Consider the following 18539-nt stretch of genomic DNA (forward strand, 5'->3'; position numbering starts at 1 on the left):
ATGGTATCCCTCGATGCTTTATGGAACGAATTAAAAACTACTTATCAAAGAGATTTATCTCCTGCGAGTTACAATACTTGGATTGAAACTGCAACACCTCGTTCATTAGACAATCATCAATTTGTCTTAGAGGTTCCAAGTAAGATTCACAAAGAATATTGGGAAAAAAATCTAGCTACAAAAATTGTTGAAGTTGGCTATATGCTGACTGAAGATGAAATTATTCCACGTTTTGTCACTGGGGATGAGCTTGAACAAGAAGAAATCATTACTGAAAAAATGGAGAAGCCCACCATGGCTGCGCCAATCAAAAAAGCCATGTTAAATCCTAAATATACTTTTGATACATTTGTCATTGGTAAAGGAAATCAAATGGCACATGCTGCAGCATTAGTTGTAGCAGAAGATCCTGGATCAATTTACAATCCACTTTTCTTTTATGGTGGTGTTGGTTTAGGGAAGACTCACTTGATGCATGCGATTGGTCACCAAATGCTGTTAAGCCAGCCAAATGCAAAAGTAAAATACGTAAGCAGTGAAACTTTTGCGAATGATTTTATCAATTCGATCCAAAATAAAACTGCCGAAGAATTTCGTCAAGAATACCGAAATGTTGATTTACTATTAGTAGATGACATTCAATTTTTTGCAGAAAAAGAGGCTACTCAAGAGGAATTTTTTCATACATTTAATGCACTTTACAACGAGGGCAAACAGATTGTCTTAACAAGTGATCGTTTGCCCAATGAAATTCCAAAACTGCAAGAACGACTAGTTTCGCGCTTTGCTTGGGGACTTTCTGTCGATATTACACCTCCAGATCTTGAAACTAGAACAGCTATTTTACGTAAAAAAGCTGCTGCCGAACAATTAGAAATTCCAGATGACACTTTAAGTTATATCGCAGGCCAAATTGATTCAAATATTCGGGAACTTGAAGGTGCTTTGGTTCGAGTTCAAGCCTTCGCTGCAATTAATAGCGCAGATATTTCAACTAGCTTGGCCGCTGATGCTTTAAAAACGTTAAAATCTGGAAAAGGTCATTCTCAATTGACTATTTTACAAATCCAAGAAGAAGTTGCTAAGTATTATCATGTCCAGCTAAAAGATCTAAAAGGAAAGAAACGTGTCAAGTCTATCGTTGTCCCACGTCAAATTGCGATGTATCTTGCACGTGAACTCACAGATAGCTCATTACCAAAAATCGGCGCTGAATTTGGTGGGAAAGATCATACAACTGTCATCCATGCACATGAAAAAATCCAACATTTGATGGATTCCAGCATGAGCATGCAAAATGAAGTTTCAGAAATCAAAAATTTCTTACTTAATTAGCTTGTGGATAAAGATAAAAGTTTTACTTTTTTTATCCACAGTTTGTCCACAGCGATTTTTTCTACGGACTATTATGTTTTTAATAGTTTTCCACAAAATTAACATGCCCTATTACTTTTATTATTTTAATTAACTAATAATAAATTAACTACGCAAAAGGAGATTCATCATGAAAGTTACTTTAAATCGAGCTAGCTTTATGCAAGAGCTACATACTGTTCAAAGAGCTATTTCAAGTAAAACGACCATCCCAATTTTAACTGGGGTCAAAATTACGTTAACTGATGAAGGTTTAACGTTAACAGGGAGCAATGCAGATATCTCAATTGAAACACTTTTATCTGTTGAAAATGAAAAGGCTCAGATGCAAATTGAATCTACAGGTTCAATTGTTTTACAAGCACGCTTTTTTAGCGAGATTATTCGTCGTTTACCGGAAGAAAACTTTACTTTAGAAGTTTTAGAAAATAAGCAGGTAGCAATTACTTCTGGTAAAGCCAACTTTACTGTTAATGGATTAGATGCAGATAATTACCCACATTTACCAGTTATCGAAAGCCACAACCAAATGAAATTACCTGTTCATGTATTAAATAAATTGATCAATGAAACAGTTTTTGCTGTTTCTCAACATGAAAGTCGCCCAATTTTAACTGGAGTACATTTAATTTTATCGGATGAATCATTATTAGCAGTTGCTACAGATTCACATCGCTTGAGCCAACGTGTTATTCCAGTAGATCAAACAGCTGACCATTTTGATATTGTTATTCCTGGTAAAAGTTTGACTGAACTTTCTCGCTCGTTAACCAATGAAGAAGAAATTGTTGAAATTAGTATCATGGAAAACCAAGTGCTTTTTAAAACTGAAACAATGTTCTTCTATTCTCGTTTACTAGAAGGGAATTATCCTGATACTAATCGTTTAATTCCATCAAGCTTTAATACGGAAGTTGAATTCTCAGTACCAAGCTTATTAGCAGCGATTGAACGTGCTTCATTGTTGTCTCACGAAGGCCGCAATAACATTGTTCGTTTATCAATTAATTCAGATTCAGTTGTGTTATACGGAAACTCGCCTGAAATTGGTAAAGTAGAAGAAAGCTTAAATTATACGGCTAGCAGTGGAGATCCATTAGAAATTTCATTTAATCCAGACTACATGAAAGCTGCTCTACGTGCATTTGGAGATATGAGTATCAAAGTTAAATTCATTTCAGCTATCCGTCCGTTCACATTAGAACCTGCTGAAGAAGGTGTTCAATTTATTCAGTTGATCACGCCGGTTCGGACAAATTAATCTTTTTTTCATCCTTTTGAAAAATACTTTGAAAAAAATCAAAAAAATAAATTTTGAAACAGAAGGCCCTAAAATCAATTTTAAGGCTTTCTGTTTCTTTTTATTCAAAAGACCTTTTTAGAATCAAATCTTCTTATATTTGAAAATATGTAGGAAAATTTGTTTTATTCCTCAAAAAAAGGTATAATAATGCTATGTTTAATAATGAAAATGAGGGATGGATATTGAAACAACAAGTCATTTTAGAAACAGAATTTATGACGTTGGGCCAAATGTTGAAAGAAACTACTGTTATTGGCAGTGGTGGCCAAGCAAAATGGTATTTAGCTGAAAATACTGTTTTAGTTGACGGTGAACCAGAAAACCGTCGAGGAAGAAAACTTTATCCCGGAATGATGATTGAAGTTCCAGATGTAGGAACTTTTTTTATGGTAAAAAAAGGAAAAGTGAATAATGAGGCTGAATAAGCTACACCTTAAAAATTATAGAAACTATGATGAATTGACTATGGATTTTTCCAAGAATTTGATTATTTTTTTAGGTGAAAATGCTCAAGGAAAGACGAATTTGTTAGAAAGTATTTATGTACTTGCTATGACACGAAGTCATCGTACAACTAGTGAACAAGAACTAATTGGCTGGGAACAAGAACAAGCACTTGTTCAAGGTGAAATTAGTAAAGGTTCTTCTAAACTTCCTTTAGAGATTTTATTATCTAAAAAAGGGCGTAAAACCAAGATTAATCATATTGAGCAAAAAAAATTAAGTAGTTACGTTGGGCAACTAAATGTCATTTTATTTGCACCAGAAGATTTATCATTAGTAAAAGGTAGTCCTCAAGTACGTCGAAAATTTTTAGATATGGAATTAGGTCAAATTAATCCTATTTATCTATATAATTTGGTTCAATATCAGTCAATTTTGAAACAACGAAATCAATATTTAAAGCAATTAAGCGAAAAAAAGCAGTCAGATTTGCTTTATCTAGATATTTTATCGGAACAATTAGCAGATTTTGGAAGTAAAGTGTTGAAAGCTAGAAGCCAGTTTATTAAAAAGTTAGAGTTTTGGGCTAATTCACTACATCAACAAATCACGCATCAAAAAGAGCACCTTAAAATTGAATATGTGACGACGCTTAATTCTTTGGAGAGCCAATCGCAAGAGCAAATTCAAAAACAATTTTTAGAAGAATTAGCAAAAAATCAAAAAAAGGATCTATTTCGAGGTACGACAACTGTAGGACCACATCGAGATGACCTTCATTTTTTTATCAATGAAAAAAATGTTCAAGTTTATGGGTCACAAGGACAGCAGAGAACTACTGCTTTAAGTGTTAAATTGGCAGAAATCGATTTGATTAAAGAGGAAACAGGTGAGTACCCAATTTTGCTATTGGATGATGTGATGAGTGAACTAGATGATAACCGCCAATTACATTTGTTGGAGACAATCGAAGGGAAAGTCCAAACCTTTTTAACAACGACAACACTTGATCATGTAAAAAATAAAATGACCGTTGAACCAGAAATATTTTATGTTCAACAGGGAAAAATAAAAGGAGACGAAACTGAATGACGGAAGAAAAAAGTTTAGTGGATCGCGCTAAAGAATATGATGCCAGTCAGATTCAAGTATTAGAAGGACTGGAAGCCGTTCGTAAACGTCCAGGGATGTACATTGGAACAACAAGTTCTGAAGGATTGCACCACTTAGTATGGGAAATCGTTGATAATTCAATTGATGAAGTATTAGCTGGGTTTGCTACTTCTATCCACGTTATTATTGAAAAAGATAATAGTATAACAGTAGTTGATGATGGTCGTGGTATTCCTGTTGATATCCAAGCTAAAACGGGACGTCCAGCTGTGGAAACAGTTTTTACTATCTTGCATGCCGGAGGTAAATTTGGCGGTGGCGGATATAAAGTATCAGGTGGTCTTCATGGTGTAGGATCTTCTGTTGTAAATGCGTTGTCTACTCTATTAGATGTAAAAGTTTATAAAGACGGAAATGTTTATTATCAAGAATACCGTCGAGGTGCTGTTGTCGATGATTTGAAAATTATTGATACAACCGATCGTCACGGAACAACAGTCCATTTTATTCCTGATCCAGAAATCTTCACTGAAACAACTGTTTTTGACTTTAATAAATTAGCAACGCGTATTAGAGAACTAGCTTTCTTAAACCGCGGAATGCATATTTCAATTGAAGATAAGCGTGAAGAAGAACCAGTTATTAAAGAATATCATTATGACGGCGGGATTAAGAGCTACGTTGAATTTTTAAATAGCAGTAAAAATGTTTTGTTCCCAGAACCAGTTTATTTGGAAGGTGAACAGCAAGATATCACAGTTGAAGTATCAATGCAGTATACAGATGGTTATCATTCAAACATTATGAGTTTTGCCAATAATATTCATACATATGAAGGCGGAACACATGAATCTGGATTTAAAACAGCACTGACACGCGTTGTTAATGACTATGCAAGAAAACAAAAATTGATGAAAGAAAATGACGACAATCTAACTGGAGAAGATGTTCGTGAAGGGTTAACAGCTGTTATTTCAATTAAACATCCAGATCCACAATTTGAAGGTCAAACGAAAACAAAATTAGGAAATTCTGAAGTTCGTACTGTAACTGATCGATTGTTCAGCGAACATTTCATGAAATTTTTACTTGAAAATCCAAGTGTTGGACGACAAATCGTTGATAAGGGATTACTTGCATCTAAAGCACGTTTAGCTGCTAAACGCGCACGTGAAGTTACTCGACGTAAAGGCGCACTAGAAATTAGTAATTTGCCAGGAAAATTAGCTGACTGTTCAAGTAATGATCCTGAAAAATGCGAACTATTTATCGTCGAAGGCGATTCTGCTGGAGGATCAGCAAAACAAGGACGTGATCGTCAATTTCAAGCTATTTTACCAATTCGTGGGAAAATTTTAAACGTTGAAAAAGCAAGTATGGATAAAATTTTAGCCAATGAAGAAATTCGTTCACTGTTTACAGCAATGGGAACAGGATTTGGAGCAGATTTTGACGTAGCAAAAGCACGTTATCATAAATTAGTTATTATGACCGATGCCGATGTTGATGGTGCTCATATCAGAACACTGCTATTAACATTGTTTTATCGTTACATGCGTCCAATCGTGGAGGCCGGCTATGTTTATATTGCACAGCCACCTTTGTATGGAGTAAAACAAGGAAAGAAAATCACTTATGTTCAACCAGGTAAAAACGCAGAAGAGGACTTGAAAAATGTTATTGCTTCCTTACCTGCATCGCCTAAACCAAACGTTCAGCGTTATAAAGGTCTAGGGGAAATGGATGATCATCAATTATGGGAAACAACCATGAATCCTGCTAATCGAATGATGGCTCGCGTAACTGTAGACGATGCAATTGCTGCAGACCAAATTTTTGAAATGCTGATGGGAGATCGCGTAGAACCTCGTCGTGCGTTCATTGAAGAAAATGCACATTACGTTAAAAACTTAGATATTTAATCATGAAGGAGGAAAAGAATTGTGAGTGAAAAATTTAGTGAAAACATCCATGATGTCAATCTAACCAATGAAATGAAAGACTCCTTCATCGATTATGCAATGAGTGTTATCGTAGCTCGTGCATTACCTGATGTTCGAGATGGATTGAAACCAGTTCATCGTCGTATCTTGTACGGAATGAATGAATTAGGTGTTACACCAGATAAATCACATAAAAAATCAGCCAGAATTGTTGGGGATGTTATGGGTAAATACCATCCCCACGGTGATAGTGCTATTTATGAATCCATGGTTCGGATGGCTCAGCCATTCAGCTATCGCTATATGCTAGTTGACGGTCACGGAAACTTTGGCTCTGTGGACGGTGACGGAGCTGCCGCAATGCGTTACACGGAAGCCCGAATGAGTAAGATTGCTATGGAAATGCTAAGAGACATTAACAAAAATACAGTTGATTTCCAAAGTAACTATGATGATACGGAAAAGGAACCAGAAGTTCTTCCTGCTCGGTTCCCCAATCTTTTGGTCAATGGGACAACTGGTATTGCGGTAGGTATGGCAACGAACATCCCTCCACATAATTTATCAGAAGTTGTAGCGGCAATTGATTTGTTGATAGAAAATCCGGAAGTTACAACAAATGAGTTAATGGAAGTGTTACCTGGACCAGACTTCCCAACTGGCGGTCTAGTTATGGGTAAATCTGGAATACGCCGTGCCTATGAAACGGGTAGAGGATCAATTACTGTTCGAGCAAAAGTTGAAATCACTGAAATGCCGAATGGCAAAGAAAGAATTTTAGTCACAGAATTACCATACATGGTAAATAAAGCAAAACTAATTGAACGAATTTCTGAACTTCATCGTGATAAACGAATTGAAGGAATTACTGATTTACGGGATGAATCTTCTCGTGAAGGAATGCGTATTGTTATTGATATACGCCGTGATGCTAGTGCTTCTGTTATTTTAAATAACTTATATAAAATGACTTCATTGCAAAACTCGTTTGGATTTAATATGTTAGCAATTGAAAAAGGTGTTCCTAAAGTTTTAAGCTTGAAAGAAATTCTTGAAAACTATGTTGAACATCAGCGTGAAGTAATCACACGTCGTACAATTTTTGATAAAGAAAAAGCTGAAGCACGGGCACATATTTTAGAAGGTTTACGCATTGCGTTAGATCACATTGATGAAATTATTGCTATTATTCGTGGATCAAAATCTGATGATATTGCAAAAGCAACAATGATTGAACGATTTGCTTTGTCAGATCGTCAAGCACAAGCAATTTTAGATATGCGCCTTCGTAGACTAACTGGTTTAGAACGTGAAAAAATTGAAAATGAATATCAAGAATTATTAAAATTGATTGCAGATTTAACTGATATTTTGGCAAGACCTGAACGAATTACTGAAATTATCAAAACAGAACTTGCTGAGTTAAATCAACGATTTGGTGATAAACGTCGGACAGAACTTTTAGTTGGTGAAGTCTTAAGCTTAGAAGATGAAGATTTAATCGAAGAAGAAGAAATCGTTATTACTTTGACAAATAATGGTTATATCAAACGTGTTGCTAATAATGAATTTAGAGCACAAAGACGTGGCGGACGTGGTGTACAAGGCATGGGTGTTCATAACGATGATTTTGTAAAAAATCTTGTTTCCTGTTCAACACACGACACATTATTATTCTTCACGAACAACGGAAAAGTATATCGTGCAAAAGGATATGAAATTCCAGAATATGGTAGAACTGCCAAGGGGATCCCCGTCATTAATTTACTTGGAATTGATTCTAGTGAAAAAATCCAAGCAATTATTGCTGTAACAGGGAAAGCAGAAGAAGGGCATTATCTATTCTTTACTACTCGTCTAGGAACTGTAAAACGAACAGCAGTGACCGCCTTTTCTAACATTAGAAGTAATGGCTTGATTGCCATTGGCTTAAAAGATGGTGATGAGTTAGTCAATGTCTTATTAACAAATGGCGAATCGAATATTATCATTGGAACGCACAATGGTTACTCAGTTACATTCAAAGAAAAAGCTATCCGTGATATGGGGAGAACTGCTTCTGGTGTAAGGGGAATTCGTTTAAGAGAAGAAGACTATGTCATCGGCGCAGCTTTGATGACAGAAAATCATGAGGTTCTTGTAATTACAGAAAAAGGATATGGAAAACGTACAAAAGTATCTGAATATCCTGTAAAAGGTCGTGGTGGTAAAGGAATTAAAACGGCCAATATTACTGAGAAGAATGGTCCTTTAGCTGGATTAACGACTGTTACTGGTGAAGAAGATATTATGTTGATTACAGATAAAGGCGTCATTATTCGTTTTAATGTGTCAACAGTCTCTCAAACTGGTCGTTCAACATTAGGCGTTCGTTTAATGAAAATGGAAGCTGATACAAAAGTTGTAACAATGGCAGCAGTTGAACCTGAAGCGACTGAAGAAGTAACAGAAGTAAATTCAGAAATTGATGCAGAAGAAACAACAGAGGAATAAAAATTTTCTTTGAAAACAATCTATAATAAGAGTACCTTAAATTTTAAGGTGCTCTTATTTTTTTGTTGCGCAAAAGACGTAATGCGTGTATAATCAAAGATTGTGAGTAGTCTAATTATATTAGAAAACTCTCCTTGCTCTTGGAATAACAAGAGCCTAAAGTCCATAGGGAGGTGAAATCAATGGAAAATACGAAATATGAAATTATGTATATTATTCGTCCAAACATTGATGAAGAAGCAAAAACTGCTTTAATCGAACGTTTCGATACAATCTTAAAAGATAACGGAGCTGAAGTTATCGAATCTAAAGATTGGGAAAAACGCCGTTTAGCTTATGAAATTAACGGTTACCGTGAAGGTATCTATCACATCGTTAAAGTGTCTTCTCCATCAAATGCAAGTGCAATCAATGAATTTGATCGTCTTGCTAAAATCAATGACGATATCGTTCGTCACATGATTGTTAAAGAAGAAGCTTAATTTGTTTCACATGGAACAAAGGAAAACGATGAGAGGAGATGACTATTTTGATTAATAATGTTGTACTAGTTGGACGTCTGACTAAAGATCCGGATTTACGATACACATCAAACGGAACTGCAGTAGCAACGTTTACTCTGGCCGTAAATCGTAATTTTACAAACCAAAGTGGAAATCGAGAGGCTGACTTTATTAACTGCGTTATTTGGCGTAAATCAGCAGAAACAATGGCTAACTATGCACGTAAAGGTACACTTTTAGGTGTTACTGGTCGTATTCAAACACGTTCTTATGATAATCAACAAGGACAAAAAGTCTATGTTACAGAAGTAGTAGCTGATAACTTCCAATTATTGGAATCTCGTTCTGCATCAGAAAATCGTCAACAAAGTGGCGGTTTCCAAAGCTCAAACCAATCAACAAACACATTTGGTGGAAACAATAACTTTAATCAAACATCTCAATCATCCAACGGTATGCCTGATTTTGATCGTGACACAACTGATCCATTTGGTTCAAGTTCAACGATTGACATTTCAGATGATGATTTACCATTCTAAACGAATTGATAGGAGGGAAATAGAATGGCACAACAAAGAAGAGGCGGACGTAAACGTCGTAAAGTAGACTATATTGCTGCTAATCATATTGAATATATCGATTATAAAGATATCGAATTACTAAAAAGATTTATCTCAGAACGCGGTAAAATTTTGCCACGTCGTGTAACTGGTACAGGCGCTAAAAACCAACGTAAACTTACTGTTGCAATTAAACGTGCTCGTATTATGGGCTTACTACCTTTCGTTAGTGAAGACTAATAAATTGTAAAAAAAGAAGCAATAATCCCAAAGGATTATTGCTTCTTTTTTATATAAAAGCAGAATTATAGTTTCTTTTTTTTGTTTAGGGAGCAGATATAGATGTTAGTCGCTTGTATTGACCAAAATATGGTAAAATTGAACTAATTATTAGTGGGAGGGAGAATATGGAAGATGAAAATTTAAACTTTACCCCCAGACCATTCTTCTTTTTTTTGTTTATTCTAATAGAAGTTTTGGTTATTCTAGTGTTTCCGTTTCGATTAATTAGTGCATTAATTGTATTTGTCATGAATGCACTTTGTTTCCGTTATTGGTTAAAGATGAGTCGATGGTTAGTTTTAAGAAACCGAGAGAAAATTCAACAAGCATCGACTGTGGCAGAAACTAATCTCGCATATGTTTCAGAGATTATGCCTGTAGGAGTAATCGCTTACCAACCAACGACACAAAAAATCGAATGGTTAAATCCCTTTGCTCTAGATATAAAAGATAAGAGTGCATTATCGGAAACTGAATTATTAGATGCCTTTTTTTCTGCTAAAGAAAAAAAGAAAAATCAATTATATTTAGCAGACAAAACCTTTCAGTTTGATCTAGATACGGTCAAAGGAGTTATCTACTTCAGTGATGTCACACAAAATCAATTATTAAAATTGCATCAAACAAATATACAGCCCGTAATCGGAATTTTATCAATTGATAACTATGCAGATGCAATTGATAAATTAGATGATAAAGAGATTTCTTATCTAAATTCATTTGTTACCACATTGATTTCTGATTGGATGGATGAATATCATATTTTTTATAAGAGAATAAATGCAGAGCGTTTCTTCTTTTTTGCACAAATGATTGATTTGAAAAAGATGATGGAAAAGAAATTTGACTTATTAGACCGGCTGAGAGCTGAAGCAGAAAAACAAAATTTACCGATTACGCTAAGTATGGGTGTTGCTTATGGGCAAAAAACGCTAGAAGAAATTGGCGACGAAGCACAGAATAATTTAGATATTGCTTTAGTTCGCGGGGGCGATCAAGTTGTTGTAAAAGAAGTCCAAGAAGGATCAAAACCAACTTACTATGGTGGTAAGTCAGCGAAAAACGTAAAAAGAACAAGAGTAAGATCTCGTGCAATGAGTACTGCGTTACGGAAAATATTTACAGAAACAAATGATGTGTTTATTATGGGCCATCGTTTTCCAGATATGGACGCTTTAGGTTCTGCTTTTGGTGTCAGTTGTTTGGCGCGCTTCAATCAGAAAAAAGCATACGTTGTGATTAATGAAGATGAAATTATTCCAGATGTTTCTAGGTGTTTAGAAGAAATTCACAAGCATCCAGAGCTAGAAGCTCAAATAATTTCGCCAGAGCGAGCGATGGAGATCAAACAAGACAATGACTTATTAGTTATGGTAGATTATCATAAACCATCATTATCAATCTCACAGAGCCTGTATGACCAATTTGATAAGATTGTTATCATTGACCATCATCGACGTGGAGAAGAATTTCCAAATAAACCATTATTAACTTACATTGAATCATCTGCGTCATCAGCCTCAGAATTGGTAACAGAATTGATTCAATATCAAAGTACGAGAACCAATAGACTTGATCGTTTTGAAGCAACACTTTTACTCGCTGGGATGACCGTAGACACGAATAGTTTTAATGTGAGAACTACGGCTCGAACATTTGATGTGGCAAGTTATTTGAGGTCTTGCGGAGCAGATGCGTCATTAGTACAATATTTATTAAGCTCTGATTTAGATACTTATTTAGAAATCAGCGATCTAATTGCTCACAGTGAGTATGTTACAAAAGATATTGTGGTAACAGCAGGAACAAATGAGAAAGAGTATAATAGTGTTATTGCCGCTAAAACAGCTGATACGTTGCTGTCAATGATTGATATTAATGCTGCCTTTGTTATCACTAAGCGAACAGATGGTTTGATCGGAATTAGCGCAAGAAGCAGTGGAACAATCAATGTCCAACTCATCATGGAGTCTTTAGGTGGTGGAGGTCATTTTACCAATGCAGCAACACAATTGGAAAATACAACAGTTGAAGAAACAAAAGAGCGGTTATTAGCAGCAATTCATGAGAATATAAATCAAATATATGACAAGGAGTAGGCCAAATGAAAGTAATTTTCTTGCAAGATGTAAAAGGAAAAGGCAAAAAAGGGGACGTCAAAGAAGTTCCAACTGGATATGCACAAAACTATCTATTGAAAAATAATTTAGCTAAGGAAGCTAATAAAGGTAGCATTAGTCAATTAGCTGGACAAAAAAAGGCACAAGAAAAGCATGAAGCCGAAATTTTAGCTGAAGCAAAAAAATTAAAAGATTTTCTTGAAAAAGAAGACACAGTTGTTGAAATTAAAGCAAAAGCTGGTGAAGACAGTCGTTTGTTTGGATCAATCCCATCAAAACAAATTGCAGAAGGATTGAACAAACAATATAAAGTAAAAATCGATAAACGAAAAATAGAATTGGAAACACCAATCAGAGCTTTAGGTTACACAAACGTACCAGTTAAGTTGCATCATGATGTAACTGCGACGATTAAAGTACATGTTGTGCAAGAATAAGAGTACAAAGAGATTGTGACGCAAAACGTTTAACTCTGACAAATAGTGAGGCGTTGTTTTGGAACACTGTTTATTCGGAAAAAGGAGGTATGACAAGATTTTTGTCACACCTCTTTTCTTATGCGGTGTACATTTCAGTTATTTTCTTGTAAAATGAAGCAACCGAAGACAAGGAGCGATAAGTATGAGTGAAGTGTGGCAGGATCGAATTCCACCGCAAAATATTGAAGCGGAACAAGCAGTCTTAGGCTCTGTTTTTCTTGATGCAGAAACGATCATTGATGCCATGGAATACATAGAGCCAAAAGATTTTTATCGTCGTGGTCATCAAATTATTTTTGAAACAATGATTGAGTTGAATGATCGCAATGAAGCGATAGATGTTGTAACTGTGAAGGATCGATTAGAGCAAGGAAATCTTTTAGAAGATGCTGGGGGATTAAGTTACCTCTCAGAACTTGCTTTGGCGGTCCCTACAGCTGCAAATGTGGCTTACTATGCCAAAATTGTTGAAGAAAAATCTCTGTTGCGAAATTTAATCCAAACAGCAACTGGAATTGTAACTAAGGGCTTTGAACAAGGTGAAGAAGTTCAGTCGATTTTGGACGACGCAGAACGAAGTATTTTAGAAGTATCTGAAAAAAGAAATCGTAGTGGTTTTTTATCAATTGCTGAAGTTTTGAACTCCACAATTGAAAATATTGATCAGCTAGCACAAAATAATGAAGAAATTACCGGGTTACCGACAGGGTATCAAGGGTTAGATAAAATGACTGCAGGTTTTCAAGCAGAAGAATTAATTATCATTGCCGCTCGTCCAGCGGTAGGTAAAACAGCTTTTGCTCTGAACATTGCTCAAAATGTTGGAACAAAAACAGATCGTGCTGTAGCAATTTTTAGTTTAGAAATGGGTGCGGAATCATTAGTAAATCGTATGCTTTGTGCAGAAGGATCCATTGAGGCTAGTCATTTACGAACAGGTCAATTATCAGAGGAAGAGTGGTCAAACTTAATTGTTGCTATGGGAAGCTTATCACGAGCCAATATTTATATTGATGATACTCCTGGTATCAAAATTTCTGAAATTCGTGCGAAATGTAGAAAACTAGCACAAGAAAAAGGAAATTTAGGATTGATTTTGATTGATTACTTACAATTGATTGAAGGGAGTGGGCGAGAAAATCGTCAACAAGAAGTGTCTGATATTTCGCGTCAGTTGAAAAAATTGGCAAAAGAGTTAAAAGTACCTGTAATTGCGTTATCCCAACTTTCACGTGGTGTAGAACAGAGACAAGACAAACGTCCAGTTCTTAGTGATATTCGGGAATCTGGATCTATTGAGCAAGATGCCGATATCGTAGCGTTCTTATATCGTGATGATTATTATGATCGTGAAAGCGGAGAAGACGGAGAAACGACAGAACCACAAAATGATAATGTAATCGAAGTAATCATTGAGAAAAACCGGAGTGGTGCACGTGGGACTGTTGAGCTACTATTTATTAAAGAATATAATAAGTTTTCTTCACTTTCACCGAGGGAAGAATTCTAATAAATTTTTTTGAAAAAAAGTTTGTTTTTATTGTGTAGACAGTAAAGCCAAGCTTTTTTTATTATGGAAATTTTTTAAATAATTTGTAAAACGTTCGTAAATAAACCGTTTTTACAAAAAAAAATAAAATATCATTCGAATTTTGTTTGAATATATAGGCATAACTTGGTACAATAGTTCAGGATCAAATAATATAAAATGAGGTGTTCGAATGTCATCTGTAGTAGTAGTAGGTACACAATGGGGCGATGAAGGGAAAGGAAAAATCACTGACTTTCTTAGTGAGAACGCAGAAGTAATCGCACGTTACCAAGGTGGCGATAATGCAGGACACACAATTAAATTTAGTGGTGTTACGTATAAACTGCATTTAATTCCTTCTGGAATTTTTTACAAAGATAAAATCAGTGTGATTGGAAATGGTGTTGTTGTTAATCCTAAATCTTTAGTAAAAGAGCTTGCCTATCTACACGAAAAAGATATTACGACGGACAATTTAAGAATTTCTGACCGTGCACATGTCATCTTGCCATATCACATTAAATTGGATCAATTGCAAGAAGATGCTAAAGGTGAGAATAAAATTGGAACAACGATCAAAGGAATCGGACCTGCATATATGGACAAAGCAGCACGTGTAGGGATTCGAATTGCAGATTTATTAGATAAAGAAATTTTTGAAGAACGTTTACGCATGAATTTGGAAGACAAAAACCGTCAATTTGTTAAAATGTTTGACTCTGAGCCAATTTCATTTGATGAGATTTTTGAAGAATACTATGAATATGGGCAACAAATTAAACAATATGTGACAGACACTTCAGTCATTTTAAATGATGCGTTAGATGCTGGAAAGCGTGTGTTATTCGAAGGTGCACAAGGAGTTATGTTGGATATTGATCAAGGAACTTATCCGTTTGTTACTTCATCTAATCCAGTTGCTGGAGGCGTAACAATTGGTAGTGGTGTTGGCCCATCTAAAATCAACAAAGTGGTTGGTGTATGTAAAGCTTATACTTCACGTGTAGGTGATGGTCCTTTCCCAACTGAATTATTTGATGAAACTGGTGAACAAATTCGTAAAATCGGTCGCGAATATGGTACAACAACTGGTCGACCACGTCGTGTTGGTTGGTTCGATACGGTTGTTATGCGTCATTCAAAACGTGTATCGGGGATTACAAACCTTTCACTTAACTCTATTGATGTGTTAAGTGGCTTAGACACAGTAAAAATCTGTACAGCTTATGAGTTAGATGGAGAGTTAATCTATCATTACCCAGCTAGCTTGAAAGAATTAAAACGTTGCAAGCCTGTATATGAAGAATTACCAGGCTGGTCTGAAGATATTACAAGTTGTAAAACATTGGCAGAATTACCAGAAAATGCTCGTAATTATGTGAGACGTATCTCAGAGCTTGTAGGCGTGCGTATTTCTACTTTCTCAGTTGGACCAGATAGAAACCAAACAAACATCTTAGAAAGCGTATGGGCGCAAATCTAGGACGTTTCAGCCCACATAGATAACTGAATCAGGACATTTCTTTTAGAAGTGAGTTATCATCTTGGGGAACCTTTTTAATAAAAAACAGCTGAAACTTGAAGTAACCTTGAATTTATTCATGTTGCTTCAAGTTTTTTTGTAAATACTGGCCATAAATTCCTTTTGATTGCAAGACGTTTGTTATAATGTAGTAGTTAGGCGGGTTAAGAATAAAAAGGAGTTGAATAATGTGTATCAAATAGTGACTGATTCTTGTTGTGATTTACCTTATCAGGTATTAGAAGAAATAAATGTCGATTTTTTATCAATGAAGATTCAGCTAAATGGCGAAGAATTAATTGACGACTTAGGAAAAACTTTTGATTATGAAAAATATATGAATGAATTAAAAGGCGAAGCAATGCCAACAACTTCTCAAATAAATGTGGGGGGCTATTTAGAATTTTTCCGATCATATGTTGAAAAAAAGATTCCTGTCCTTTATGTTGCTTTTTCTAGCTCAATGAGTGGCTCTTATAGTAGTGCAATGCAAGCTGTTGAGTTATTGAAGGAAGAGTATGAAAATCCAGAAATTTATGTTTTTGATACGAAAGCAGCTAGTGTTGGCGAAGGACTGTTGGTTTTAGCGGCAGCTCGATTAAAAGAAGAAGGCAAGCCACTTGAAGAAGTTTTAGAGTGGTTGAATAATAATTATTTAAAAGTGCGTTCTTGGGTAACTGTCGATGATTTAAAACATCTTGAGCGTGGGGGAAGAATTTCTAAGACAAGTGCGACCTTAGGAAGCATTCTAAGTGTAAAACCTATCATTACCGTTGATGAAGCTGGACGTTTAACAAATGTTGACAAAGTTCGTGGAAGAAATAAATCCATTCAAAAAATCGTTGATGAAACGATCCAATCAATCGTAGCGCCTCTTGAACAAACCATTTATATTGCATATGCTGGTGATTTAGAAAGTGCTGAAAAAGCTAAGAAACAATTAGAAGAAAAAATCCAAGTAAAAAACATTGTACTTTACCCCTTAGGACCAACGATTGCTAGCCATACTGGTTATGGTTGTATTGCTATCTTTTCAATGGGAACGAGTCGTTAATCAATATCAATAATCCATAACAAAAAAGCGTAGGACGGTTAAGTTGTCTCTACGCTTTTTGTGTTTATTTTATGAGAACAATGCATCCATACTTTTCTTAATATCAGGATTTTCTAAAAACTCATCGTAGGTTGTATCTGCACGATCAATTACACCTTTATCAGAAACAGCAATGATGCGGTTTGCTAGTGTTTGAATGAATTGGTGGTCATGGGAAGCAAATAGGATAGAACCAGTGAAAGCCATCAATCCATCGTTTAAAGCAGTAATTGATTCTAAATCTAAATGATTTGTCGGGTCGTCGAGTACTAAGACATTCGCTTTTGAAAGCATCATTTTTGAAAGCATACAACGAACTTTTTCACCACCAGATAAAACGTTAACTGGTTTTAGGACTTCTTCTCCAGAAAAGAGCATTCGACCTAAGAAACTTCTCAAGAATGTATTGTCATCTTCTTCTTTGCTTGCATACTGACGTAACCAGTCAAGAATCGTTAAGTCATTATTGAATTCTTTTGTAGTATCTTTTGCTAAATAAGAATGACTTGTTGTAACACCCCAGCGAACAGTACCAGTATCAGGCTTGATTTCACCCATGATTACTTTAAATAAGGTAGTAGTTGTAATATCATTATCTGCTATGAAAGCAACTTTATCTTCTTTGTTCAAAGTAAATGATATATCTTTTAAGATTTGCTTACCATCAATGGTTACACTTACATTATCTACTTGTAAAAGATCATTTCCAATTTCACGTTCAGGTTTAAATCCAACAAATGGATAGCGTCTTGAAGATGGTTGAATATCATCTAAAGTAATTTTTTCTAACATTTTTTTACGTGAAGTTGCTTGTTTTGATTTTGAAGCATTTGCACTGAAACGCGCAATAAATTCTTGTAGCTCTTTGATCTGTTCTTCTTTTTTTGCATTTGCATTTGCTTGGAGTTTTGTTGCAAGTTGGCTAGATTCTAACCAAAAATCATAGTTACCGACGTAAAGTTTGATTTTACCGAAGTCTAAATCTGCCATGTGTGTACAAACTTTGTTTAAGAAGTGGCGGTCATGGGATACTACGATTACAGTATTTTCAAATTCAATTAAAAATTCTTCTAACCAATTGATTGATTGGATATCCAGCCCATTGGTAGGTTCGTCAAGTAGTAATACATCAGGTTTACCAAAAAGTGTTTGCGCTAGTAAAACTTTGACTTTTTGACCAGCCGTTAATTCACTCATTGATTGATGATGTAATTCTTCAGGGATATTTAATCCTTGCAATAAAACTGCTGCTTCGGGTTCAGCTTCCCAACCATTTAGCTCAGCAAACTCTCCCTCTAATTCTGCGGCACGAATACCGTCAGCATCGGAAAAGTCTTCTTTCATATATAAAGCATCTTTTTCTTTCATTACTTCATATAATCGTTTATGACCCATAATAACAGTTTCTAAAACAGTATATTCTTCATAATCAAAATGATTTTGTTTCAATACTGCCATACGTTCATCAGGGCCTAAAGTAACGTTCCCAGTTGACGGTTGTAAATCTCCAGATAAAACTTTAAGGAAAGTTGATTTACCTGCTCCATTTGCACCAATCAATCCATAACAATTTCCGGGAGTGAATTTAATATTAACGTCATCAAATAGTTTGCGATCTGAAAAGTGCAAACTTACATCATTTACAGTAATCAATTTTTTTCCTCACTTATATCTATAGTAGTTTTGACGAATTTGAGTCTTATAGAATTATAAAGGGGAAAGGTAAAAGTTTCAAGGTAATACCAATTTTAATTGTGTTTCACGTGGAACGTAAAAAAA

At 35.3% G+C, this 18539-nt stretch carries 15 protein-coding genes; 14 read left to right on the forward strand and 1 reads right to left on the reverse strand.

From position 1 onward, the window contains the following. From dnaA to IGJ93_RS00070, 14 genes are all read left to right on the forward strand, one after another. Window positions 1–1335 (forward strand): chromosomal replication initiator protein DnaA, encoded by a 1335-nt coding sequence (dnaA, locus tag IGJ93_RS00005; protein ID WP_067483664.1) that lies wholly within the window; start codon window positions 1–3, stop codon window positions 1333–1335. A 169-nt stretch (window positions 1336–1504) separates the two neighbouring features. Beyond that, entirely contained in the window at window positions 1505–2635 is a 1131-nt protein-coding gene (dnaN, locus tag IGJ93_RS00010) for a DNA polymerase III subunit beta (RefSeq protein WP_075491779.1), read from the forward strand. 224 nt (window positions 2636–2859) lie between these two features. After that, window positions 2860–3102, forward strand: coding sequence for a S4 domain-containing protein YaaA (gene yaaA, locus IGJ93_RS00015; protein WP_067483660.1), 243 nt, complete (start codon window positions 2860–2862; stop codon window positions 3100–3102). Beyond that, entirely contained in the window at window positions 3089–4213 is a 1125-nt protein-coding gene (gene recF, locus IGJ93_RS00020; RefSeq protein WP_075491781.1) for a DNA replication/repair protein RecF, read from the forward strand. Before yaaA ends, recF begins: the two co-directional genes overlap by 14 nt. Beyond that, window positions 4210–6156, forward strand: a complete 1947-nt coding sequence (gyrB, locus tag IGJ93_RS00025; RefSeq protein WP_075491783.1) for a DNA topoisomerase (ATP-hydrolyzing) subunit B — start codon at window positions 4210–4212, stop codon at window positions 6154–6156. Before recF ends, gyrB begins: the two co-directional genes overlap by 4 nt. A gap of 21 nt (window positions 6157–6177) precedes the next feature. Then, window positions 6178–8670, forward strand: a complete 2493-nt coding sequence (gene gyrA / locus IGJ93_RS00030) for a DNA gyrase subunit A (RefSeq protein WP_285700733.1) — start codon at window positions 6178–6180, stop codon at window positions 8668–8670. Window positions 8671–8852: 182 nt separating this feature from the next. Continuing rightward, entirely contained in the window at window positions 8853–9152 is a 300-nt protein-coding gene (gene rpsF, locus IGJ93_RS00035; RefSeq protein ID WP_067483652.1) for a 30S ribosomal protein S6, read from the forward strand. Between the two features lie 47 nt (window positions 9153–9199). Continuing rightward, the gene (gene ssb / locus IGJ93_RS00040) at window positions 9200–9712 is read left to right on the forward strand and encodes a single-stranded DNA-binding protein (RefSeq protein ID WP_067483650.1); all 513 of its coding nucleotides are present in this window, start codon (window positions 9200–9202) and stop codon (window positions 9710–9712) included. 24 nt (window positions 9713–9736) lie between these two features. After that, window positions 9737–9973: a 30S ribosomal protein S18 gene (gene rpsR / locus IGJ93_RS00045; protein WP_016623165.1), complete on the forward strand. Its 237-nt coding sequence runs from the start codon at window positions 9737–9739 to the stop codon at window positions 9971–9973. A gap of 167 nt (window positions 9974–10140) precedes the next feature. Then, on the forward strand, window positions 10141–12114 hold the full coding sequence (locus IGJ93_RS00050) for a DHH family phosphoesterase (protein ID WP_071869224.1): 1974 nt from the start codon (window positions 10141–10143) through the stop codon (window positions 12112–12114). Window positions 12115–12119: 5 nt separating this feature from the next. Then, window positions 12120–12572, forward strand: coding sequence for a 50S ribosomal protein L9 (rplI, locus tag IGJ93_RS00055; RefSeq protein ID WP_067483646.1), 453 nt, complete (start codon window positions 12120–12122; stop codon window positions 12570–12572). A gap of 184 nt (window positions 12573–12756) precedes the next feature. Further along, a complete protein-coding gene (gene dnaB, locus IGJ93_RS00060) occupies window positions 12757–14124 on the forward strand; it encodes a replicative DNA helicase (RefSeq protein WP_067483644.1) in 1368 nt (455 codons plus the stop codon). Window positions 14125–14335: 211 nt separating this feature from the next. Continuing rightward, complete coding sequence (locus tag IGJ93_RS00065; RefSeq protein ID WP_067483642.1) at window positions 14336–15628, forward strand: adenylosuccinate synthase; 1293 nt, start codon at window positions 14336–14338, stop codon at window positions 15626–15628. Window positions 15629–15857: 229 nt separating this feature from the next. Then, entirely contained in the window at window positions 15858–16721 is an 864-nt protein-coding gene (locus tag IGJ93_RS00070) for a DegV family protein (protein WP_067483640.1), read from the forward strand. A gap of 69 nt (window positions 16722–16790) precedes the next feature. Here IGJ93_RS00070 and IGJ93_RS00075 read toward each other — a convergent pair whose 3' ends face one another. Beyond that, window positions 16791–18413, reverse strand: a complete 1623-nt coding sequence (locus IGJ93_RS00075; RefSeq protein WP_071869223.1) for an ABC-F family ATP-binding cassette domain-containing protein — start codon at window positions 18411–18413, stop codon at window positions 16791–16793. Window positions 18414–18539 lie beyond the last annotated feature (126 nt).

The sequence above is a fragment of the Enterococcus sp. DIV0174 genome (assembly GCF_050529065.1).
Lineage (GTDB): Bacteria > Bacillota > Bacilli > Lactobacillales > Enterococcaceae > Enterococcus_B > Enterococcus_B thailandicus.